The following is a 20,158-nucleotide window of genomic DNA, read 5'->3' on the forward strand; positions in this document are numbered from 1 at the left end:
TCGGTGGAGCGGTCCCGGTGCGAACCACGTGAAGCACATCAACCAGAGTAGGGGAGCAACGATGAGAAGCACTGCAATGCTGTTTGCCGCCGCGGTGGCGGCCGCCACCATGAGCGCCGGCGTGGCCCACGCCGACGCGCTGGATACCGTCAAGGCGCGTGGCAAGCTGATCTGCGGCACGCAGAGCGCCAGCGTGCCCTACGCCTACCAGGACACGGCCACCCGCAGCTTCGTCGGCTACGACGTCGATATGTGCGCCGCCCTCGCGAAGGGCCTGGGCGTGGCCCTGGAGCACAAGCCGCTGTCCACCGAGGCACGCATCCCGGAGCTGAAGATGGACCGCGTGGACGTGGTTGCCGGTTCCATGGCCTACCTGCCGGAGCGCGCGCAACAGGTCGACTACAGCCTGCAATACCTACAGGGCAGCATCAAGGTGCTGGTGCGCAAGAATTCCGGCATCGCGTCGCTGAAGGACCTGGCCGGCCGCAAGGTATGCGCGTCCAAGGGGTCGAGTTCCGCGGCCATCGCCGCCCGCGTGCTGCCGAATTCGCAGGTCCTGTCCTTCCAGGACGTGGCGTCCTGCTACCTGGGCCTGCAGAATGAAAAGGTCGATGGCTTCACCGCCGGCGAACTGATCCTGAAGCGCTTCGAACTGGATTCGCAGAAAGCTGGCACGCCCGTGGTGCTGCTGCCCGAGCCGACCTACGTCGAACACATCGGCGTGGTGGTGAACAAGGGCAATCCCAAGCTGCTGGCCGCCGTCAACAAGGTGATCCAGGACATGGACAAGGACGGCACGCTGGACGCCATGTACACGAAGTGGCTGGGCGCGGATTCCATCTACAAGCTGACCCGCACCTTCAAGGTCGAGCCGGTGGACGCCGAGTAAGGCGGACGGGAAGCGTCATGCACTTCGATTTCGCTTTCCTGGCCGGCGGCAACTACGGCGCGATATTGCTGGCGGGCGCGCTCACCACCGTGCGCCTGTTCGCCGGGGCATGGATACTGGGCTTCGCCATCGCCCTGGTGCTGACCGTCCTGCGCACGATACCGTGGCGCCCCTTGCAGCTGCTGGTGGCCGCTTTCGTCGAGTACCACCGCAACGTGCCCACCGTGGTGCAGATCATGGTGTGGTACTTCGGCATGCCGCAGGTGCTGCCCGACGGCATGCGCCTGTGGATCAACCGCGGCGATACGGAGTTCCTGTTCGGTTTGATCGCGCTCAGCCTGAACGTCAGCGGCTTCATGTCGGAAGACATACGGGCCGGCCTGCGCGCCATTCCCGGCACGCAGATCGAGGCCGCGCGTTCGGTGGGCCTGGGCGCCTGGGGCGCGCTGCGCCACGTGATGCTGCCGCAGGCGGTGCGCATCGCCGTGCCGCCGCTGATCAATCGTTCGCTGATCCTGTTCAAGGACACCAGCCTGGCGATGGTGATCGGCGTCGGCGAGCTGACCTACCAGGTCAAGGCGATCGAGAACCAGACCTTCCGATCCTTCGAAGTGTTCGCCGTGTCGACCACCCTGTACCTGGCGGCCTCGCTCGCCTTGATGGGCCTGGGCGCGTGGTTCGGCCGGCGTTATCCGCCGGCTTACAGGAGATGAGCCATGTGGCAGATCCTGCATGACTATGGCCTGATGTTCCTGGTCGGCGCGTGGCCCCAGGGCCCCTTGGGCGGCATCGCCGCCACGCTGATCCTGGCCGGCGCGGGGCTGGGCATCTCGTTCCCGCTGGCCATCTGCCTGGGCCTGGCGCGCACCAGTACGTATCGCGCCCTGCGGTGGCCGGCCACCGCCTGGGTGTATGCCTTTCGCGGCGTGCCCTTGATCATGATCATTTTCTGGGCGTATTTCGTCCTGCCGCTGCTGACCGGCGCCACGGTGCCGGCCTTCGCCACCGCGCTGTGCGCCATCGTGCTGTACGAATCGGCCTTCCTGGGCGAGATCGTGCGCGCCGGCCTGGAAGGCCTGCCGCCCGGGCAGACGGAAGCCTCGCGCGCGCTCGGGCTGAGCTATGGGCAGGCCATGCGGTACGTGATCCTGCCGCAGGCGCTGGCCAACATGATTCCGTCGCTGGTCAACCAGTTCGTATCGACCATCAAGGCGACGTCCATCGTCTACGTCATCGGCGTGCAGGAACTGACCTTCGCCGCCCAGCAGGTCAACAGCATGGAGACGTCCCGCGCCCTGCAGACCTTCCTGGTGCTGGCGGCCCTGTATTTCGTGCCCTGCTTTGCGCTGTCGCGGGTGGCGGCGCGCCTGGAGCGCGGCCTGGCGAGCAGGCGCTTGCGCGCCGCCTGAGCCGGCCATAGGAGATTGCGGTGATAGAACTCGACAACGTACAGAAATGGTATGGCAGCTACCACGCGCTGGACAGCATCCACGGGCGCGTGGAGCCGGGGCAGGTCGTGGTGGTGTGCGGTCCGTCCGGTTCGGGCAAGTCGACGATGATACGGACCATCAACCGGCTGGAGCCGATACAGGGTGGCGCCATCCGTGTCGCCGGCCAGGACATCCATGCGGCGGGCCGCGACATCAACGCGCTGCGTGCCGGCATCGGCTTCGTCTTCCAGCAGTTCAACCTGTTTCCGCACCTGTCGGTGGCGGACAACATCATGCTGTCGCCGTTGCGCGTGGCGGGCATGCCGCGCGAGCGGGCGGCCGCGCTGGCGCGCGACCTACTGGCCAAGGTCGGCCTGGAACACAAGTACGACGCCATGCCCGCCAGCCTGTCGGGCGGACAGCAGCAGCGCGTGGCGATCGCCCGCGCCCTGGCGCAGCACCCGCCGCTGATCCTGTTCGACGAGCCCACCAGTGCCCTCGACCCGGAAATGGTGGGAGAGGTATTGTCCGTCATGAAGCAGCTGGCCGCCGAAGGCATGACCATGGTGGTGGTCACCCATGAAATGGGCTTCGCGCGCGAAGTGGCGGATCGCATCTGGTTCATGGACCAGGGCCGTATCCTGGAAGACACCACGCCCGAGCAGTTTTTCACCAGCCCGGAACACCCGCGTGCGCGCAAGTTCCTGGCTGACATCCTGCACTGAGTTTTCATCGATAAACCGTTTCATCAACCATGGCGGCGGCCGCGCAGCGGATCGCCGCCGACAAGGGGAAGTGCCATGCAGTTCAAGTCGATCACCGCGCTCGGCGCGGCCGCGTTGTGCGCGGCGGCCATTTCGTCGGCCCAGGCCGCCTTTCCAGATCCGGCCGTGCCGGTCCGCATCGTTGTCGGATTCCCGCCCGGCGGCGGCGCGGACGTGCTCGCGCGTGCCGCCGCGCTGGGCGTTTCCAAGGCGCTGAACACCAACGTAATGGTGGAAAACCGGCCCGGCGCCAGCGGCATCATCGCCACCGACTACGTGGCGCGGGCCAAGCCCGATGGCTATACGCTCTACATCGCCACGCCCGGCTCGCTGACCATCCTTCCCAGCCTGCAGAAAGTGCCATACAACCCGGCCAAGGATTTCACGCCGATCTCGCTGCTGGTGACGATGCCGAACGTGCTGGTCACCAGCCCGAATTCGGGCATCAACAGCATCAAGGACCTGATCGCGCGGGCCAAGACCGGCAAGGACGTCACCTACGCGTCCGGCGGCAACGGCACGATAGGCCAGATGGCGGCGGAGCAGTTCAATATGATGGCCGGCATACGCATGCGCCATATTCCGTACAAGGGCACGACGCCCGCGCTCACGGACGTCGCCAGCGGGCTGGTGGAAGTGACGTTCTCCGACCCGTCGGTGAAGACGCTGGTGCAGGGCGGCAAGCTCAAGGCGCTGGGCGTGACCACCACGTCGGCATCCGGCGAGTTTCCCGGCGCGCCGCCCATCGGCGAGGCGGTGCCCGGCTACGAGCTGACGAACTGGTACGGCGTCATCGCGCCCGCGGGCGTGCCGGCCGATGTCGTCGAAAAGCTCAACAAGGCGTTCGCGCAGGCGATGGCGAATCCGGAGATCGTCAAGCAGCTGGCCGCGTCGGGCATGACCGCGACCTCGGATACGCCGGCGCAGTTCGGCGAGCTGATGACCAAGGAGCGTGCCAAATGGGCGGATCTGGTCAAGAAGGCCGACATTCGACTTGATTGACCCGGCTCGATCGGCCTGGTTGGATTACGCCAAGCGGCGGCTGGGCCGCCGCGGGAGATGCAGCATGACTTCCATTCCATCCCATGAGCGGCGCTATCCGCAGCTCGCGCATTGGGGCGCGTTCAACGCCGTGGTGCGCGACGGCCGGCTGGTTGCCTGCGAGCCTTTCGAGCAGGACCCCGCGCCTTCGCGCATGCTCGAGGCCATCGCGCCCATGGTCTATTCGCCGCGCCGCATCGCGCGGCCGGCGGTGCGCAAGTCCTGGCTTGCCACGCACGGCGCGGCGGGCGGCGAATTGCGCGGCCGCGATGAATTCGTCGAGGTCGATTGGGACGTGGCGCTGGACCTGGTGGCGGCGGAAATCGGGCGGACGCGCGAAGAGCAGGGCGCCGACGGCATATTCTGCGGGTCTTACGGCTGGTCCTCCGCCGGTCGCCTGCACCACGCCCGTTCGCTGATACGCCGCTTCTATTTCGCCGGCGGGGGCGGCGTCGACCAGGTCGGCAACTACAGCTGGGGCACGGCGCAATTCATCTTGCCCCATGTCATCGGCACGTACACGCCGCTGACCGGCCGCGTCACTTCCTGGCCCAGCATCATCGCGCATACCGACGTGTTCCTGGCATTCGGCGGGCTGGCGCTGAAGAACGGCCAGGTGTCGTCCGGCGGCGCGGCGGAACATACGCAGGAATACTGGCTGCGGCAACTGGCGGCCAAGGGTGCGCGCGTCGTCAACGTCAGCCCGACGCGCGGCGATTGCCCCGCCTTCCTGGATGCCGAGTGGATACCCATACGGCCGAATACCGACGTCGCGCTGATGCTGGCGCTGGCGCACGAACTGCGCCGCATGGACGCCCACGACCCGGCCTTCCTGGCCAGCCATTGCGTCGGCTACCCCGCGCTGGAAGCCTACTTCATGGGGACCGCCGACGGCGTGCCGAAATCGCCGGAATGGGCGGCGCCCATCACCGGGATTCCCGCCGAACGCATCCGCGAGTTGGCGCGGGCACTGCGCGGCACGCGCAGCTATCTGACGTGTTCGTTCGCCGTGCAGCGCGCGCAACACGGTGAGCAGCCGTACTGGATGGCGATCGCGCTGGCGGCGATGCTGGGGCAGATCGGTCTGCCGGGCGGCGGCTTCGGTTTCGGCCATGGTTCGATGAATGGCGTGGGCAATCCGCGCATCGCCACGCCCGGGCCAGAGATGCCCGTGGGACGCAATCCCGCGGATCTGTCCATCCCGGTGGCGCGGCTGACGGACATGCTGGAAAGGCCGGGCCAGCCATATCCCTTCCAGGGCCAGACACACCGCTATCCGGATATCCATTTCATCCACTGGGCCGGCGGCAATCCCTTCCATCACCACCAGCAGCTGAATCGCCTGTTGCGGGCATGGCGCGACAAGCCGCGCACCATCGTCGTCAATGAAATCTGGTGGACGCCGGTGGCGCGCCATGCCGACATCGTCCTGCCGATCACCACGTCGCTGGAGCGCAACGATATCGGCGGCTCTTCACGCGACCGCTATGCGCTGGCCATGCATCGCGCCATCGATCCGGTCGGCCAGGCGCGCAACGACCTGGACGTCTTCGCCGACCTGGCGCAGCGGCTGGGCTATCGCGACCGCTATACCGAAGGCCGCGACGAAATGGCGTGGATCCGCCATATCTATGCGCAGTTCGCCCGGACGCAAGAGCATGCGGGCATCACGATGCCGGACTTCGACGCGTTCTGGCGACTGGGGCACGTCAGGCTGCCGTCGCCCGCCACCGATTTCATCCTGTTCGAGGACTTCCGCGAGGATCCGGCGGCGCACCCGCTGCGCACACCCAGCGGACGCATCGAACTCTACAGCCAGACCCTGGCGTCGTACGGCTGCGAGGACTGCGGACCGCATCCGCGCTGGATGCCGCCGGGCGAATGGCTGGGCGCGCCGGCGGCGCGCGATTATCCGCTGCACCTGCTGACGGTGCAGCCGGCCGATCGACTGCACAGCCAGCTGGATCCCGCGCCCCTGGCGCAATCCGGCAAGGTGGCGGGGCGCGAGGCCGTGCGCATCCATCCCGCGGACGCGCAGGCGCGTGGACTGCGCGATGGCGACGTCGTGCGCCTGTATAACGCGCGCGGCGCCTGCCTGGCCGGCGCTCGGCTGGACGACGGGCTGCTGCCCGGCACGGTGGTGATGGCCACGGGTGCCTGGTTCGCGCCGCCGGCCGGCGACGATGCGCCGGAAGACGCCGGCACCGCCAACGTCCTGACGCTGGACGTCGGCACTTCCACTTTGACGCAAGGACCGAACGCCATGAGCTGCCTGGTACAGGCGGAGCGCTGGCGTGCCGGCCGCAACGATACGACAGGAGCATGACATTCATGGGCATCATCAAGGAATTTCTCTCGGGCCGCGATGGCGGCGCCCGCCGCACGGGCGGCATCACGGTCGGCTCGATGTCGTCGGGCATGGCGGTCGAACTGCCTTACGTCGCCGTGCGCGGCGTGCAACCCGGCAAGACGCTGTGGCTGCATGGGCAGGTGCATGGCGATGAAATCAACGGCATGGTGGCGGCGCTGCGCTTTGCCGCGCGGCTGGATCCGCAGGCCATGCGCGGCAACGTGGTCGTGACGCCGACGGGCAATCCGCACGCGCTGGATCTCCGGCGCAAACGCAATCCCTATGACGACCTGGATCTCGACCAGTGCTACCCGGGCAATGCGCGCGGCCTGATTTCCGAGCGGCTGGCATATGCGTTGATGAACGAGATACGCGATACGGCCGACCTGGTCATCAACCTGCATACGATGAACCCGCTGTTCGATGCGAAACCGTACGCGGTGTACAAGCTGAATCCCGATAGCGGGATCGGTGAGAGCGAGCTGCTGCGCGCCATCGCCTTGTTCGAGCCTAGCGTCGCCTGCCGTATGGATGTGGGTGGAAAGGGCGAGCTACCGGGCAATATCGCCGGCGCGCTGGACTATCAATGCCAGACGGCCGGCATTCCCGCGTTCATGCTCGAACTGGGCGGCGGCAGCCGCTACGAGGCCGCCAATGTGGTGCTGGCGGAACGCGGCTTTGAACGCCTGGCCGCGCAGATGGGCATACTGGACAAGCAGGTGGCGGCGCCGGCGTCGGTGCGCCGCGTGACGCGGCGGGGCTGGATCACCTTCGATCAGGGAGGACTTTTCGTGCCGGAGGCGCAGGCCGGCGACGAAGTGCGCAAGGACGCCTTGTTGGGCACGGCGATGGATATATACGGCACGGTGCGCGAGCACATCCGCGTGCCCGCGGACGGCATCATCATCGGCCTGCGGCGCGATCCCGTCGTGCATACCGGGGAGCGCGCCGCATTCATCGGCTACGAATGGGACAGCTACGCGCTGTGATCGGCGCGCGCGCCGATCGTTCAGGGGAAGGCCTTGCGGCGCAGCATGTCCTGGAACGCCGCGAAAATCTTACGCATGTACGGCGGCTTGTAGGGATAGAGGTCTTCCGGGTCCATCGCGTGGATGACGCCGCAGGTGTCGCCTTCGAAGACCAGCAGGCGGCCATCCGGCGTTTCCGCGCAGTCCATCACCAGGTAGTCCAGTCCGACGCGACGGTGGATTTCGGCGAAGGCCTGCGCATGGCGACCGCCGAAGCCGCCGTCGAAGTCGCGCATCTGCTCGGCTTCCTCGGCCCGGTTGCCGGCGTTTTCGGCCATGTCGGCGTTCAGGTAATGCACCATCCAGCGCGGCGAGATGCCGAGATGGCCCAGGTAGGGCTTGCCGTCGATCAGCACCACGCGGTATTTGCGATAGCGGCCGTCCGTGCCGCGGTACTCGACGAAACGCGACACGTAGAATTCGGCGGCGTAGCTGCCGGCCAGGTACTCCGCCAGGTCGGCGGCGCGGTCGATCTTCGCCAGGCCATGTCCCGCATGGCTATCGACGGGGCGGACGAGTATGGGGTAGTCGACGCCGGGCAGCAGGCTGGCGGGCGTCGAGCTGCCATCTGCCATGGCTTCCACGGCCGCGCGCTGGACGCGCGCGATCTCCGGCACGACCACGCCCGGCGCGTCTCGCAGGGCCGCCGCCAGGCCGTCGCGCGAGGTCTTCAGGACGTGTTCCGGATGATTCACCACCGGCGTGTGCCACTGTCCCACGGGTCCGGCCAGCGCCTGCAATAGCGGCCTATTCACGGCCGACTCGCCTATGGCCACGATCAGCGCATCGTGCGGCGGCAGCGCGGCCGGCGCGGGCACGCCTTCGCCTACGTACAGGATGTCCAGCGAGACGTCGGAGTCGGCAATCAGGAATTCCAGCGGCGTGTTGGCCAGGAAGTCGCCGCAGGACACCAGCGCCAGCAGGCGCACGCCGCCCGGCCTTGCCGCCGGCATGTGGTACAGCGGCTGGGCCTGCACCGCGTGGCGTTGCAGCGCCAGCGCAGTGTCGCGCTGGCCCAGCAGCAACAGCGTCATGGACAGGTCGAGCGCGGCATTGGCGTCGTCCGGATCCTGCTGGGCGCGCGCCAGCAACTGCTGGCGCAACCCTTCCAGGTCGCCCTGCTGGAAGGCCAGGGTGATGAGCCGCGCCTTGCCGATCAGCGGCGGGCGTTCGGCGGCGATGGGGGATGCGGTGTCGGTCATGGTGTCGATTGGACTTCCGGTACGGGCGCGCCCAGCTCGGCGCCGATGCGCAGCACCGCGTCGCAGAGTCGGTCGACGTCGGCGGGCGCGGTGCGATGGTTGACGATGGCGGCGCGGATGGCCAGCGTGCCGTTGACGCGCGTGGTGGATGGCGCGGCGATGCCGGATTCCTGCACGGCCTGCGCGATGGCGGTGTTCAGCCGATCGCTGGCATGCGGGTCGTCCGCGCGGTAGCGGAAGCAGACGATGTTCAAGGCCACGGGCGCCAGCAGTTCCAGCCGGGGCTCGTCCGCGACCCGGCGGGCCAGATGGCGGGCGACGTCGCAAGTGCGGGCAATGGCGGCGCCGAGTTGATCCGCCCCGTAGACCGTCAGCGTGAACCAGGTCTTCAGCGCGCGGAAGCCGCGCGACAGGTCCGGCCCGTAGTCGCAGGGCCACGGCGAATCCGCGGCCAGTCCGCGCGTCTCCCGGCTCAGGTACGCCGCACTGGTTTCGAATGCGGCGCGATGCGTCGCGCCGTCGCGCACCAGGATGAAACCGGCGTCGTAGGGCACTTGCCCCCACTTGTGGAAGTCGAAGGCGATGGAATCGGCGCGTTCGATGCCGGCCAGCAAAGGCGCCAGCGCGGGCGCAAGCATGGCCAGTGCCCCGAAGGCGCCATCCACATGGAACCACATGCCTTCGTCGGCGGCGATGTCGGCCAGGACGTCGAGCGGATCGATGGCTCCGACGTCCACGGTGCCGGCCGTGCCGGCGATCAGGAAAGGCTGGAAGCCGGCCTGGCGGTCGGCCGCGATGGCCGCGCGCAAGGCCGCCGGGTCCATCCGGAAATCGCGGTCGACGGGAATCAGCCGCAGCGCGTCGGTGCCCAGGCCCGTGATGTCCATCGCCTGGGCGATGCAGGTGTGCGCGCAGGCGGACGTGTAGGCCACCAGCCGCGCGGTTGAGCGCGTCTGTCCGGCCACGCCCGTGCGCCTGACCGGCTGCCCCAGGGCGGCGGCGCGCGCCACCAGTACGCCGACCAGGTTGGCCATGGAGGTGCCCGTCACGAACAGGCCGCTGGCGGCTTCCGGGAAGCCGAACAGTTCGCGCATCCAGCGGGTGATCTGCCGTTCCACTTCGATCGGAATCTGGTTGCGGCCGCCCAGGTTGGCGTTCAGGCCGGCGGCCAGCGTTTCGGCCAGCATGCCGACGGCGGTGCCGCCGCCGTGCACCCAACCCATGAAGCCGGGGTGTGCGTTGCCCACGGCATAGGGCAGGATGTCGCGCATGAAACGGCCGTGCGCGGCCTCCAGGCTGCTCGGCTGGCGCGGCAGGGGTGCGCTGAAGCCGGCGCGCACGTCGGCCGGCGCGGGCTGCCAGACGGGGCGCTCGCGCAGGCCGGCCAGGTAGTCGAACATGTCGTCGAGCATCCTGTGGCCTTGCGCGCGCAGCTCCGCCCAGTCGGTGGGATCCAGCGAACCGCCGGATGGCGGGGCGGTGGGGGGAAGGGTCATGCGTATCTGCCGGAATGCGTGGCTGCCGGGACGGGGGCGCGGGTCGCGCGGCGTGGCGGGCAGCCGCAGGCATGTTGCCATCGGGCGGGATGGCGGGGATACCGGATCAGCGGCCGAGTCCCGGTCCAATTTGGGCTTTTGCCCGCAGTGGCGGCGCGGGCGCCGGGGGGGCGGCTGCCGATACAATTTCGGACCGGCCGTCGTCCGGCCGTAGTGCGTCTCATCGTGCGCGTCGTGCGCCCGGCGGGTCCATCCCCTCGGTCCGCCCCCGTCGTCCGCCCATGGCACCGCCCGCGCGTCCCCCGGCGGGCCGGTTCAGCAGGAGAAAGAGTGAGCATCGAGCAGCAGGAGGGTCCGGCCACCGTCGGTGGCGCCGGGCCGGCGCCCCAGGGCCGGGAGCCACCGGGGCAGGAACCCCAGCCACCGTCCCCCAGCGGCCGCGGCGTGGCCTGGCTGGTCGCCGGCGCGTTCTTCATGGAAATGCTGGACGCCACCGTCATCACCACCGCCTTGCCCGAAATGGCCCAGAGTTTCGGCGTCCGGCCGGCGGACATGTCCATCGGCATGAGCGCCTACCTGCTGGCGCTCGCGGTGTTCATTCCCGTCAGCGGCTGGGTGGCCGACCGCTACGGCCCGCGCCGGGTCTTCGGCGGCGCGCTCGCCCTGTTCACCGTGGCGTCCATCCTGTGCGGATTGTCGCAATCGCTGCCGCAATTCACCGCCGCCCGCATCCTGCAGGGCCTGGGCGGGGCGATGATGGTGCCGGTGGGCCGCCTCGCGGTACTGCGCGTGACCCCCAAGCAGGATCTGGTCAAGGCCATCGCCATCATCACCTGGCCCGGCCTGGCCGCGCCGGTCATCGGTCCGCTGGTCGGCGGCATCGTCACCACCACCCTGAGCTGGCACTGGATCTTTTTCCTGAACGTTCCCCTGGGCCTGATCGCGCTGGCGGCCAACGCACGGCTGGTGCGTGGTAGCGCCGGCGGCAGGCGGCCCTTCGATCTGCCCGGCTTCATCCTGACCGGCGTGGGCTGCAGCGTGCTGATGTACGCCGTCGACCTGTGCGGCAAGCTGGACGTGGAAGCTGGAATGGTGGCGGGGCTGATGGTGCTGGCGGTGCTCTCGCTGGCGCTGGCGGTACGGCATCTGCGCCGCACGCCGCATCCGCTGGTCGACCTGACGCCCATGCGCTACCGGACATTCGCGGTCACCATGTACGGCGGCTCCCTGTTCCGTATCGCGATCGGCAGCGCGCCCTTCCTCTTGCCGCTGATGTTCCAGGTGGGGTTCGGCCTGTCGCCAGTGCAGGCGGGCTCGCTGATGCTGGCCTTGTTCGCCGGCAACCTGGCGATGAAGCCCGCCACCACCTGGGTGATGCGCAGGTTCGGCTTCCGTCGCGTGTTGGTGGGCAACGGGTTGCTCGTCGCCATCGGTTTCGGGCTGTGCGCCACGCTGACGGCGGGTACGCCGGCCTGGTGGACGTCCGCGCTGCTGTTCTTCTGCGGCATGAGCCGCTCGATGCAATACACGGCGCTGAACACGCTGGGCTTCGCCGACATTCCCAAGCCGGCCATGACCGGCGCGACCACGCTGTTCAGCGCCTGCCAGCAACTGAATGCCGGATTGGGCATCGCCTTCGGCGCGGTGGCCCTGCGCGCGGCGGAGTGGCTGACCAGCCATGGCCAGGCCGCGCCGCAGCCCATGCAATTCCGCATCGCCCTGTTGCTTTCGGCCTTGCTGGCCGCGGTGGCGGTGCTGGACAGCGCGCGGCTGCCCGCCAATGCCGGCGCGGACATCAGCGGGCACCGTAAACCCGCGCGGCGCGGAGCCGCGTGAACGTCAGTCGCCGTCCTCGCTGGCGGTGACGTGGTCCTGGCCCGCTTCCAGGAAACGCTTGAGCCGCAACAGGTCGTCGCGGGCTTGCGCCCCGGGGCTGTCGCCCCATAGCTTGGAGACGATGCGGCCGAGTTCCCCCGCCGGCGGTTCGTAGGCGATCACCGCTTGCACTTCCGTACCCAGGCCGACCACGTCGCTGAAGCTCAAGGAGCCTGTGTGCCGCACCGGCGACTCCGGCGTCGATTCCCAGGCGATACGGCTGCCCGGCACGTCTTCCGTGATGACGGTGTCCCATTCCAGCGACCGCCCCAAGGGGGCTTCGATGGTCCAGTGGCTGCGCCGGCCGTCCATCACCTCGACGGTCCGGACGTGTTCCATGAACTGGGGAAGATTGCGGAATTCACGGCAGAAGGCGTAGACCTCGGCAATCGGACGCTGGATGACGATGCGCTGGGACGACGCCGCGGCGGTGTTCCAGCCGCGCTCGGCGGCGATGGCGCGTTCATGCGGCGTCTTGGCCAGCCGCGCCTTGACGGCGCAGCGGCCGGATAGCCCGCGGCTCACCAGCGCGCCGCCCGCCAAAGCGGCCAGCACCCCGACGAGGCCGCCCCGGCGCAGGCCGGCCAGCACCAGCGCCCCGCCGCCGACGCCGGACATCAAACGCTCGGTATCGTTCAGGTTGGCCGGTCCCAGTTCCGGTTTTGCGGATAGAAAGGCCAGCAATTGCGACACGTTCTTGGACGTTGTGGATGCCATCAGCATTCTCCGCCGCCCTAGCGCGCCTGGGCTTGCCGGTTCGCCGCGCGGGTGCGGGCGGCCTTGCGTGCCGCGGCGGAACGGCCTGCCGCGCCCTTGGTCTGGGCGGCCTTGCGTGCGGCCGCCGACCTGTCGGTGGACGTGCGCTTGCGGGCCGCGGTCTTGGCCTGTCCCGACAGCGCGCGCTTGGACGCGCCAGCGGTGCTCTCGCGCTTCAGCGCGCGCGTGCTGGCCGCCGACCGCTTGGCGGACTTGGTCGCGCCGCGACCGGCCTTGGCTTCATCCTGCTTGGCCTTTTTCTTGGTGGTCTTGGACGCGGTGGATTTGGTCGGCACCTTGACGCCGGACCGGCGCGCCTCGGACAAGCCGATCGCCACGGCCTGCTTGGCCGAGCGCACGCCGTGCTTGCCTTCGCGTACATGATCGATCTGTTCGCGGACGAATTCGCCGGCCTGGGTAGACGCCGACTTGCCTTGCTTCTTGTCGCGCTCCGCGCGAGCCAGGGTTTTGCGTTCGGGCATGATCAACTCCATCGAAGAACGAGCCCAGGATGGGCCCGATGGGTGTGCCGTACGGGCAGCAAACCCCATGCCGTGGTGCCCGCGCGCCCGCGCCGCGGCGGCGCGAGGCAGCGGGGGATGGCAGGCTGAGCACGGCATTTGCGACGGCCTGCAGCGCGGCCGGCGAGGTGCGTGTCACTCCCGGCGCGTTCCCGCCGCGCGGTTTCATGGAGAATTCAAATGGCCAATCACGTTTACAAGCAGATCGAGCTGGTCGGCTCTTCGACCACGTCCAGCGACGACGCGATTTCGCGCGCGATCGAACGCGCCTCGTCCACCTTGCGCAATATCGAGTGGTTCGAAGTGACCAGCGTGCGCGGGCATATCGAGGAGGGCAAGGTGGCCCACTGGCAGGTGGGCCTGAAGATAGGCATGCGTATAGAAGAAGCGGATTGAGACGCGCGTAGCGGCGCGCGCAGCGGCGCGCGCAGCGACGCGCGTAGCGGCGTGCGCAGCGACGTGCGTAGCGGCGGGCGCAGCACCGCGTAGCAGACGCGCGTAGCAGACGCGCGTAGCAGACGCGCGCAGCAGGGCGCGCCCGGCGCCCCCTCAGGCCGCCAGTTTTTCCACCCACGCCACGTACTTGTCCACCCAGCCTTGCAAAAAGGCACGGGTGTCGGCATTCGCGATGGCGCCATCGGCGTCGAAGAATCCGTCCTTCATCTGCAGAAAGATTTCCGGCACGGTCAGCGCCATCGATCCTTCCGCCGCCAGGATATTGCGCAGGTGCTGCTGCGCCAGGGCCGTGCCCGCGTTGCTGGGCGAGATGCCGACAATGCCGCTCGGCTTGCCCGTCCAGACGTTCTGTCCGGCGGGGCGGGTGCCCCAGTCGATGGCGTTCTTGAGCGCGGCCGGGATGGACCGATTGTGTTCCGGCGTGACGAACAGCACGCCCTGCGACTGCCGAACCAGGTCCTTCAGCGCCACCGCGCCCGCCGGCATGGATTGGTCCAGGTCCTGGTTGTAAAGCGGGATATCCAGGTTGGCGTAGGTCGGTTTGAAATGGGCGGGCAGCAGCTTTTCCAAGGCGTGGGCCAGCTGAAGATTGAACGAGGCCTTGCGCAGGCTGCCGACGAGGACGGCGATCCGGTATTCCATGTTCCGCTCCATATGCGTTTGACGGCGTTCCAGTGTAGGGGAGCGCTCCCCTCCGCGTCGTAACCAAAATCATGCACCCATATGGTGCAGTCGGTCAGGGTTTTCACTGATACGGTGAATTGTGCGGTGCGGGATAACCACGTGTGTATCGGCGATACCACGGGCGTCCCAGGGATATTGCGCTGCAAAAAATTGGCACGCGTATTGCTCTGGGTTAAAGGCCAGTGCTGTATCTGGTCGTCCAGGAGTCGTTTGCCATGTCCGCCCCCGCCCCCGCGCTCGTCACGCCGGCCCCCGTCACCATGTTGGTCACCCGTCAGATCGCGCCCGAACGCTACAGCGATTTCCTGGCTTGGCAGCGCCAGGGCGAGATCCTGGCGGCGGGCTTTCCCGGTTTCCTGGGGTCGGGGGTATTGCAACCACCGGAAGGCGGCGACCAATACCAGATCGTGCTGCGCTTCCACGATGAGGCCAGTCTGTCGCGCTGGGAGAACTCCCTGCCTCGCAGGATGTGGCTGGAGCGGGGCAGCAGCCTGGTGCGGGACAGCCGGGTCCACCGGGCCACCGGCATGGACACCTGGTTCGGCCCGCAGAAAAGCGCCCCGCCGCGCTGGAAGCAGGCTTTCTGTATCTGGGTGGTCTATTGCCCGTCGCTGCTGTTGTTCAACATCGCCTTCCAGGATCAACTGACCTCCCTGTCGCTGTTCTGGCGGGTGCTCGTGACGACGTCGACGATGAGTCCCATCCTGTCCTTCGTGCTGATTCCTTTCATCAGCCGGGTCCTGCACCGGTGGCTGCACCCACGGCCCAGGCGCGCCACGGCCTGACCAGGGCCGCGAAAACAAGGTCCCGAAACAGGCCGCCCGCGGCCATGCCGACAGGCCGCGAAAAGGCCTGTTGCTTCTGCTAAAGTCCGCCTGCTTTCCGGCCGGTGCGCCGGGGCGGCGCCCGCGCCGCCATGGACTTTCAGGAGTGACGCATGCAGCTCAATCTCGACGGCTTTGCCGCGATGGTCCCCACCATGGTCGATCTCGGCCTGAACCTGCTGTGGGGCGTGGTGATACTGGGGCTGGGTTGGTGGATCGCCGGCGTGCTGGGACGCTGGGTGCGCCGCCTGGCGCAACGTTCGGACCGCATCGACCGCACCATCGTGCCGATGTTCTGCACGACCGTGATCTGGGCCGTCCGTATCTTCACGTTGATCGCCGTGCTGGCACAGCTGGGCGTGCAGACCGCCAGCATCATCGCGGTGCTCGGCGCGGCCGGCCTGGCCGTGGGCCTGGCGTTGCAGGGAACGCTGCAGAACATCGCGGCCGGCATCATGCTGCTGATATTGCGGCCCATACGCGCGGGCGAATACATCGCCTTGAGCTCCGGCAGCGACGGTACAGTCGAGGAAGTCGGCCTGTTCCTGACACGCCTGGTGCAGGGCGACGGCATCCACGTGACGCTGCCCAACAGCACGATCTGGAACGCCACCATCACCAACTACAGTCGCAACGCCACCCGGCGCTTCGACATGGCCGTGGGCGTGCGTTACGGCGACGACCTGGACCTGGCGATGGCAACGCTGCGCGACCTGGTCAGCGCGCATCCGCTGGCGCTGCAAACGCCGGCGCCGGAAGTACGTGTGTTCGAATATCGCGACAACGTGGTGCTCGTCAATGTGCGGGTATGGGCCGAATCCGCGCGCTACTGGGAATTCCGCTGGGACCTGTTGCACAAGACCCGCCTGGCGCTGGATGCCGCCGGCCTGCGTCCGCCGGTGCCCGTGCGCGAACTGATCCAGGCGAATTCCGAAGAGGGGGCGGCGCCGTCCAGGCTGGCTTGAAACGAGCGGCGGCCGCGATCAGTTCTGGTTCTGCAGGCGCGCAAGCTCCGCCTGTATCCAGCCGGCGATTTCGCGCTGCCGCTGCGCAGGCATGCGGTCGATGATGGCCGTCACGCTGATCGCCAGCACCGGCATGCCCTGCGTATCGAGCAGTGCGCATCCCACGCCCAGCGCGCCGCGCACGGCGTGATTGCCGACCACGGCGTAGCCGCGCGAGCGCGTGTTCTCCACCAGGCGCAGCATTTCATGCGGCGTCATGCCGCCGTATTCGTCCAGGTGCGTCGCATTGCGTTCGACGATGCTGCGCGCCTCTTCGTCGGGCAGCGCCGCCAACAGGGCCATGCCGCCGGACCCCACGCCCAGGGGCTGTCGCTTCCCGGCGTAGGTGGCCAGGATCTGCACCGGATAGCCGCCGATCTCGCGATGCAGGCTGATGGATTCGTCGCCGTCGCGCACGACCAGGAAGACGGCGTCGCCGGTGCGTTCGGCCAGGCGCCGCAGCGCGGGCAGGGTCTGCCGCAGCCGCGGGTCCGAATCCGGCGCGCCGGCCTCCTGCGCCAGCTGGGCCCGATAGCGCTTGCTGCCCGCCACCTGCTGCGCCAGTCCGGCTTCCATCAGCGCGGCCATCAGGCGATAGATGGTGGGGCGCTGGATGCCGGTATAGCGGGCCAGATCCGTCACGCACAGGCCGTCCGTGCCGTGGTCGCGCAGGGCCGCCAGGACCTGCAGGCCTCGGCGTAGCGTCCGCGGGCCGGCCGCGGTGGGCGTAAAGTCTTCCATAGGTCTAGCGGCCGGGGCCGTCGTCGAAGCACGCGCGCGGCTCGCGCGGAAAGCAAAATGAAGGCAAAACGTCCGCCTGACGGACGAAAGAGCGACAAGGTGTTGCAGCGGACACGGGTTTCGGGAAAATCCGCCGAGAAAAATTCCAAACGTCCATTACCTGGACGATAAATTTAGCGTCCATCACCTGGACGTTCAAGCCTAAACGTCCATTACCTGGACACTATTGGAGTGAGACAGATGAGTCAAAAGCTTGCCCTGTTCAAACGGGCCGCCGCCACCTTGGCCGCGGCGGCCGCATTTTGCGTCGCCAGCGCGCCGGCCCAGGCCGCCTATCCGGACAAACCGGTGCGTATCGTCGTGGGCTTCAGCGCCGGCGGCACGACCGACGTGATCGCCCGCATCATGGCCAAGGAGCTCACCGAAGCCCTGGGCCAGTCCTTCGTCATCGAGAACAAGCCGGGCGCCGGCAGCAACATCGGTACGGAATACGTCGCGCGGTCCGCGCCCGATGGCTATACCCTGTATTTCGTGGCGGTCACCAGCGCCATCAACCAGACCCTGTATTCCAAGCTGAACTTCGACCTGGTCAAGGACTTCGCTCCGGTGGCGCTGGCCGCCAAGGTGCCCAATGTGCTGGTGGTCAATCCGCAGGTGCCGGTCAAGTCGGTCAAGGAACTGGTCGATTACGCCAAGGCCCATCCCGGCAAGCTGGCCTTCGCGTCCTCGGGCAGCGGCACGTCCATACACATGGCGGGCGAGCTGTTCAAGCTGAAGGCCGGCGTCGACGTGCTGCATGTGCCGTACAAGGGCAGCGCGCCGGCCTTGACCGACCTGATCGGCGGCCAGGTGCAGTTCATGTTCGACAACATGCCGTCTTCCTGGCCGCACGTGCAATCCGGCAAGCTGCGCGCCCTGGCGGTGACGACCAAGGAACGCTCGCCGACGGCGCCGGATCTGCCCACCATGGCGGAATCGGGTTTTCCGGGCTTTGACGTGTCCTCGTGGTTCGGCCTGATCGCGCCCAGGGGCACGCCGCCGGAGGTCATCAAGACCCTGAACACGGCCATGCTCAAGTCGCTGGAGAAGCCGGAAGTGAAGGACGCCTTCGACAAGCTGGGCGCCGTGCCGGCCAAGACCACGCCGGAGCAATTCGGCCAGTTCATCCAATCCGAAGTGCAGACCTGGGCGACGGTCGTCAAGGCATCGGGCGCGCGCGTGGATTGACGCTGACGCGTCCCGCCGGACGTGCTATCGCGCTGTCCGCGCGGCCTTCAGCATCGCGGTGCAGACGCCCCTGAGCATGTCGACTTCGTCGCGGGTCAGGGCGCTGCGGCTGAACAGGTGCCGCATGCGCGGCATCAGCTTCTTGGGATGCTTGGGATCCAGGAACTTGACCGCCACCAATGCTTCTTCCCAATGCGCGAGCAAGGCATGCACGGCTTCGGCCGTGGCCGGCGCGGCGCCGGGATCCGGCGCCTGCGCCGTCGTCGTGGGCAGCAGGCTGCCGCCGTGTGCCGAAATCAGGGCATAGCGCAGCTCCCAGGCCGCCAGCTGCAGCGCCTGCGCCACGTTCAGGGAGCTGTATTCCGGATTCGCCGGAATATGGCAGATGCGGTGGCAGGCGGCGATCTGGGCATTGGTCAGCCCCGCCCGTTCCGTTCCCAGGACGATGGCCACGCCGCCCGTTTCGTGGGCGCCCAGATGCTCGCGCGCCAGGACCGCCGCTTCGCGGATATCGCAGGGCGGGGGGCCCAGGTCGCGCACGCGCGCGGTCAGGGCGAAGGCCAGCGTCACCGGGCCCAGCGCGGCTTCCAGGGTGTCGTGCACGCTGGCGGCCGCCAGCACGTCGCCCGCGCCACTGGCCAAGGCCACCGCTTCCGGCTGCGCCGTCATGTCCGGCAGGCGCGGCGCCACAAGCGCCAGATCGCCGAATCCCATGGTCTTGATGGCCCGCGCGGCCGAGCCCACATTGCCCGGATGGCTGGGCTCGACCATGACAAAACGCACGCGCTGGAACGCCGGCGGGGAGGTGGAAGCCTGAGTCATTTAAAATGCCACGTTTGGCGCGGCGGAACCGACCATCCGGCAGGCTGCCGACCGCGCATTAGCGAAATCGTACGGAATTCTATGCACCCGATGCTCAACATCGCCATCAAGGCGGCCCGGCGTGCCGGCACCATTATCAACCGTGCCAGCCTCGACCTGGAAAGACTGAACGTGGCCAAAAAGGGGCCGCGGGATTATGTCACGGAAGTCGACCAGGCCGCGGAGACCGCCATCGTGGAAACCTTGCGCACGGCGTATCCCGACCACGCCGTCATGGGCGAGGAATACGGCTTGCAGGGCGATGAGCAGGCCGAATACCGCTGGATCATCGACCCGCTGGACGGTACGACCAACTTCATCCACGGGCTGCCCAACTATGCGGTATCGATCGCCCTGATGCAGCGTAACGTCATGACGCAGGCCGTGATCTACGACCCGTCGCGCAACGAGATGTTCACCGCCAGCCGCGGCGGCGGCGCCTTCCTGAACGATCGCCGGGTGCGGGTATCCGGCCGTACGCGTTTCCATGAAGCGCTGCTGGGCGCGCATTGGCCGGGATCGGCCAGCCCGGACCAGGGCGGCGGCAAGTTCAAGCAGATGGCGCAGGGCAGCGCCGGCGTGCGCCGCATGGGCGCGACCGTGCTGGACCTGGCCTACGTCGCCTGCGGGCGCCTGGATGGATTCTGCGGCGTGGCGCTGCAGCCCTGGGACATGGCGGCGGGCAGCCTGCTGGTGCTGGAAGCCGGCGGCCTGGTGGCCGATTTCACCGGCGAGCAGGGCTGGCTGGAATCCGGCAACGTGCTGGCGGCCAGTCCCAAGGTCTTCACGCAGATGCTGGGCATCCTGCAGGGCGAGTAGCCCACCCCCGAAGCGCTACGCGCTTTCCCCTCAAAGGGGGCGACGGCGTCCCAGGTCGGCTGGCACCTGGTGGCGTATGCGGGGCGGCGCAATGCGCGGAAATGGTCAGACCCGTCGGTCTGGCGTTGCGCGCGCGGGGCCAGATGGGTAGGCCGGGGGAGAGGGGGCCGCGGACGCTCGGGCAGAAAAC

20 protein-coding genes are annotated in these 20,158 nt (G+C 68.0%); 13 read left to right on the plus strand and 7 right to left on the minus strand.

What is annotated here, in order from left to right:
* Positions 1–61 precede the first annotated feature (61 nt).
* The 7 genes from CAL12_RS07485 to CAL12_RS07515 all read left to right on the plus strand — a co-directional run bounded on the left by CAL12_RS07485 (position 62) and on the right by CAL12_RS07515 (position 7,463).
* A complete protein-coding gene (locus tag CAL12_RS07485) occupies positions 62–889 on the plus strand; it encodes an ABC transporter substrate-binding protein (protein ID WP_086063919.1) in 828 nt (275 codons plus the stop codon).
* 17 nt (positions 890–906) lie between these two features.
* Positions 907–1,602, plus strand: coding sequence for an amino acid ABC transporter permease (locus CAL12_RS07490; RefSeq protein ID WP_086063920.1), 696 nt, complete (start codon positions 907–909; stop codon positions 1,600–1,602).
* A gap of 3 nt (positions 1,603–1,605) precedes the next feature.
* The gene (locus tag CAL12_RS07495; protein ID WP_086063921.1) at positions 1,606–2,298 is read left to right on the plus strand and encodes an amino acid ABC transporter permease; all 693 of its coding nucleotides are present in this window, start codon (positions 1,606–1,608) and stop codon (positions 2,296–2,298) included.
* Between the two features lie 20 nt (positions 2,299–2,318).
* On the plus strand, positions 2,319–3,044 hold the full coding sequence (locus tag CAL12_RS07500) for an amino acid ABC transporter ATP-binding protein (RefSeq protein WP_086063922.1): 726 nt from the start codon (positions 2,319–2,321) through the stop codon (positions 3,042–3,044).
* A gap of 75 nt (positions 3,045–3,119) precedes the next feature.
* Entirely contained in the window at positions 3,120–4,085 is a 966-nt protein-coding gene (locus CAL12_RS07505; RefSeq protein WP_086063923.1) for a tripartite tricarboxylate transporter substrate binding protein, read from the plus strand.
* Positions 4,086–4,149: 64 nt separating this feature from the next.
* Positions 4,150–6,450 (plus strand): molybdopterin guanine dinucleotide-containing S/N-oxide reductase, encoded by a 2,301-nt coding sequence (locus tag CAL12_RS07510; RefSeq protein WP_086063924.1) that lies wholly within the window; start codon positions 4,150–4,152, stop codon positions 6,448–6,450.
* The gene (locus CAL12_RS07515) at positions 6,447–7,463 is read left to right on the plus strand and encodes a M14 family metallopeptidase (protein WP_232464735.1); all 1,017 of its coding nucleotides are present in this window, start codon (positions 6,447–6,449) and stop codon (positions 7,461–7,463) included. The genes CAL12_RS07510 and CAL12_RS07515 overlap by 4 nt, the downstream gene beginning before the upstream one ends.
* A 20-nt stretch (positions 7,464–7,483) precedes the next feature.
* Here CAL12_RS07515 and CAL12_RS07520 read toward each other — a convergent pair whose 3' ends face one another.
* Positions 7,484–8,704: an ATP-grasp domain-containing protein gene (locus CAL12_RS07520; protein ID WP_086063925.1), complete on the minus strand. Its 1,221-nt coding sequence runs from the start codon at positions 8,702–8,704 to the stop codon at positions 7,484–7,486.
* Positions 8,701–10,200, minus strand: coding sequence for a pyridoxal phosphate-dependent decarboxylase family protein (locus tag CAL12_RS07525; protein ID WP_086067729.1), 1,500 nt, complete (start codon positions 10,198–10,200; stop codon positions 8,701–8,703). The genes CAL12_RS07520 and CAL12_RS07525 overlap by 4 nt, the downstream gene beginning before the upstream one ends.
* A 330-nt stretch (positions 10,201–10,530) precedes the next feature.
* Here CAL12_RS07525 and CAL12_RS07530 point away from each other — a divergent pair, with 330 nt between their 5' ends.
* Entirely contained in the window at positions 10,531–12,036 is a 1,506-nt protein-coding gene (locus tag CAL12_RS07530) for an MFS transporter (protein ID WP_269768429.1), read from the plus strand.
* Positions 12,037–12,039: 3 nt separating this feature from the next.
* On the opposite strand, the gene CAL12_RS07535 is transcribed toward CAL12_RS07530, so the two are convergent.
* Entirely contained in the window at positions 12,040–12,792 is a 753-nt protein-coding gene (locus CAL12_RS07535) for an SRPBCC family protein (RefSeq protein WP_198298399.1), read from the minus strand.
* Positions 12,793–12,809: 17 nt separating this feature from the next.
* Complete coding sequence (locus CAL12_RS07540) at positions 12,810–13,313, minus strand: DUF6496 domain-containing protein (protein WP_086063927.1); 504 nt, start codon at positions 13,311–13,313, stop codon at positions 12,810–12,812.
* Between the two features lie 219 nt (positions 13,314–13,532).
* Here CAL12_RS07540 and CAL12_RS07545 point away from each other — a divergent pair, with 219 nt between their 5' ends.
* Positions 13,533–13,748, plus strand: a complete 216-nt coding sequence (locus CAL12_RS07545; protein ID WP_086063928.1) for a dodecin — start codon at positions 13,533–13,535, stop codon at positions 13,746–13,748.
* A gap of 153 nt (positions 13,749–13,901) precedes the next feature.
* On the opposite strand, the gene CAL12_RS07550 is transcribed toward CAL12_RS07545, so the two are convergent.
* Positions 13,902–14,450 (minus strand): NADPH-dependent FMN reductase, encoded by a 549-nt coding sequence (locus CAL12_RS07550; protein WP_086063929.1) that lies wholly within the window; start codon positions 14,448–14,450, stop codon positions 13,902–13,904.
* A 257-nt stretch (positions 14,451–14,707) separates the two neighbouring features.
* Here CAL12_RS07550 and CAL12_RS07555 point away from each other — a divergent pair, with 257 nt between their 5' ends.
* Both CAL12_RS07555 and CAL12_RS07560 read left to right on the plus strand, forming a co-directional pair.
* Positions 14,708–15,277: an antibiotic biosynthesis monooxygenase gene (locus CAL12_RS07555; RefSeq protein WP_086063930.1), complete on the plus strand. Its 570-nt coding sequence runs from the start codon at positions 14,708–14,710 to the stop codon at positions 15,275–15,277.
* 152 nt (positions 15,278–15,429) lie between these two features.
* Positions 15,430–16,281, plus strand: a complete 852-nt coding sequence (locus CAL12_RS07560) for a mechanosensitive ion channel family protein (protein WP_086063931.1) — start codon at positions 15,430–15,432, stop codon at positions 16,279–16,281.
* Positions 16,282–16,299: 18 nt separating this feature from the next.
* Here CAL12_RS07560 and CAL12_RS07565 read toward each other — a convergent pair whose 3' ends face one another.
* Complete coding sequence (locus tag CAL12_RS07565) at positions 16,300–17,061, minus strand: IclR family transcriptional regulator (RefSeq protein ID WP_086063932.1); 762 nt, start codon at positions 17,059–17,061, stop codon at positions 16,300–16,302.
* 240 nt (positions 17,062–17,301) lie between these two features.
* Here CAL12_RS07565 and CAL12_RS07570 point away from each other — a divergent pair, with 240 nt between their 5' ends.
* Positions 17,302–18,288: a Bug family tripartite tricarboxylate transporter substrate binding protein gene (locus tag CAL12_RS07570; RefSeq protein ID WP_086063933.1), complete on the plus strand. Its 987-nt coding sequence runs from the start codon at positions 17,302–17,304 to the stop codon at positions 18,286–18,288.
* A 24-nt stretch (positions 18,289–18,312) separates the two neighbouring features.
* On the opposite strand, the gene CAL12_RS07575 is transcribed toward CAL12_RS07570, so the two are convergent.
* Entirely contained in the window at positions 18,313–19,059 is a 747-nt protein-coding gene (locus CAL12_RS07575) for an RNA methyltransferase (RefSeq protein WP_198298470.1), read from the minus strand.
* A 132-nt stretch (positions 19,060–19,191) separates the two neighbouring features.
* Here CAL12_RS07575 and CAL12_RS07580 point away from each other — a divergent pair, with 132 nt between their 5' ends.
* Positions 19,192–19,968, plus strand: coding sequence for an inositol monophosphatase family protein (locus CAL12_RS07580; RefSeq protein WP_086063935.1), 777 nt, complete (start codon positions 19,192–19,194; stop codon positions 19,966–19,968).
* Positions 19,969–20,158: the final 190 nt, after the last annotated feature.

It is taken from the genome of Bordetella genomosp. 8 (genome assembly GCF_002119685.1).
Classification (GTDB): Bacteria; Pseudomonadota; Gammaproteobacteria; order Burkholderiales; family Burkholderiaceae_B; genus Bordetella_C.

What these genes read in the sequence shown, in the direction of transcription:
- CAL12_RS07495 (WP_086063921.1), top strand. Translation starts at nt 1,606, where the DNA reads ATGTGGCAGATCCTGCATGACTATGGCCTGATGTTCCTGGTCGGCGCG.
- CAL12_RS07580 (WP_086063935.1), top strand. Translation starts at nt 19,192, where the DNA reads ATGCACCCGATGCTCAACATCGCCATCAAGGCGGCCCGGCGTGCCGGC.
- CAL12_RS07520 (WP_086063925.1), bottom strand. Translation starts at nt 8,704, where the DNA reads ATGACCGACACCGCATCCCCCATCGCCGCCGAACGCCCGCCGCTGATC.
- CAL12_RS07550 (WP_086063929.1), bottom strand. Translation starts at nt 14,450, where the DNA reads ATGGAATACCGGATCGCCGTCCTCGTCGGCAGCCTGCGCAAGGCCTCG.
- CAL12_RS07560 (WP_086063931.1), top strand. Translation starts at nt 15,430, where the DNA reads ATGCAGCTCAATCTCGACGGCTTTGCCGCGATGGTCCCCACCATGGTC.
- CAL12_RS07540 (WP_086063927.1), bottom strand. Translation starts at nt 13,313, where the DNA reads ATGCCCGAACGCAAAACCCTGGCTCGCGCGGAGCGCGACAAGAAGCAA.
- CAL12_RS07545 (WP_086063928.1), top strand. Translation starts at nt 13,533, where the DNA reads ATGGCCAATCACGTTTACAAGCAGATCGAGCTGGTCGGCTCTTCGACC.
- CAL12_RS07555 (WP_086063930.1), top strand. Translation starts at nt 14,708, where the DNA reads ATGTCCGCCCCCGCCCCCGCGCTCGTCACGCCGGCCCCCGTCACCATG.
- CAL12_RS07575 (WP_198298470.1), bottom strand. Translation starts at nt 19,059, where the DNA reads ATGGTCGAGCCCAGCCATCCGGGCAATGTGGGCTCGGCCGCGCGGGCC.
- CAL12_RS07515 (WP_232464735.1), top strand. Translation starts at nt 6,447, where the DNA reads ATGACATTCATGGGCATCATCAAGGAATTTCTCTCGGGCCGCGATGGC.
- CAL12_RS07535 (WP_198298399.1), bottom strand. Translation starts at nt 12,792, where the DNA reads ATGGCATCCACAACGTCCAAGAACGTGTCGCAATTGCTGGCCTTTCTA.
- CAL12_RS07525 (WP_086067729.1), bottom strand. Translation starts at nt 10,200, where the DNA reads ATGACCCTTCCCCCCACCGCCCCGCCATCCGGCGGTTCGCTGGATCCC.
- CAL12_RS07485 (WP_086063919.1), top strand. Translation starts at nt 62, where the DNA reads ATGAGAAGCACTGCAATGCTGTTTGCCGCCGCGGTGGCGGCCGCCACC.
- CAL12_RS07570 (WP_086063933.1), top strand. Translation starts at nt 17,302, where the DNA reads ATGAGTCAAAAGCTTGCCCTGTTCAAACGGGCCGCCGCCACCTTGGCC.
- CAL12_RS07490 (WP_086063920.1), top strand. Translation starts at nt 907, where the DNA reads ATGCACTTCGATTTCGCTTTCCTGGCCGGCGGCAACTACGGCGCGATA.
- CAL12_RS07510 (WP_086063924.1), top strand. Translation starts at nt 4,150, where the DNA reads ATGACTTCCATTCCATCCCATGAGCGGCGCTATCCGCAGCTCGCGCAT.
- CAL12_RS07565 (WP_086063932.1), bottom strand. Translation starts at nt 17,061, where the DNA reads ATGGAAGACTTTACGCCCACCGCGGCCGGCCCGCGGACGCTACGCCGA.
- CAL12_RS07505 (WP_086063923.1), top strand. Translation starts at nt 3,120, where the DNA reads ATGCAGTTCAAGTCGATCACCGCGCTCGGCGCGGCCGCGTTGTGCGCG.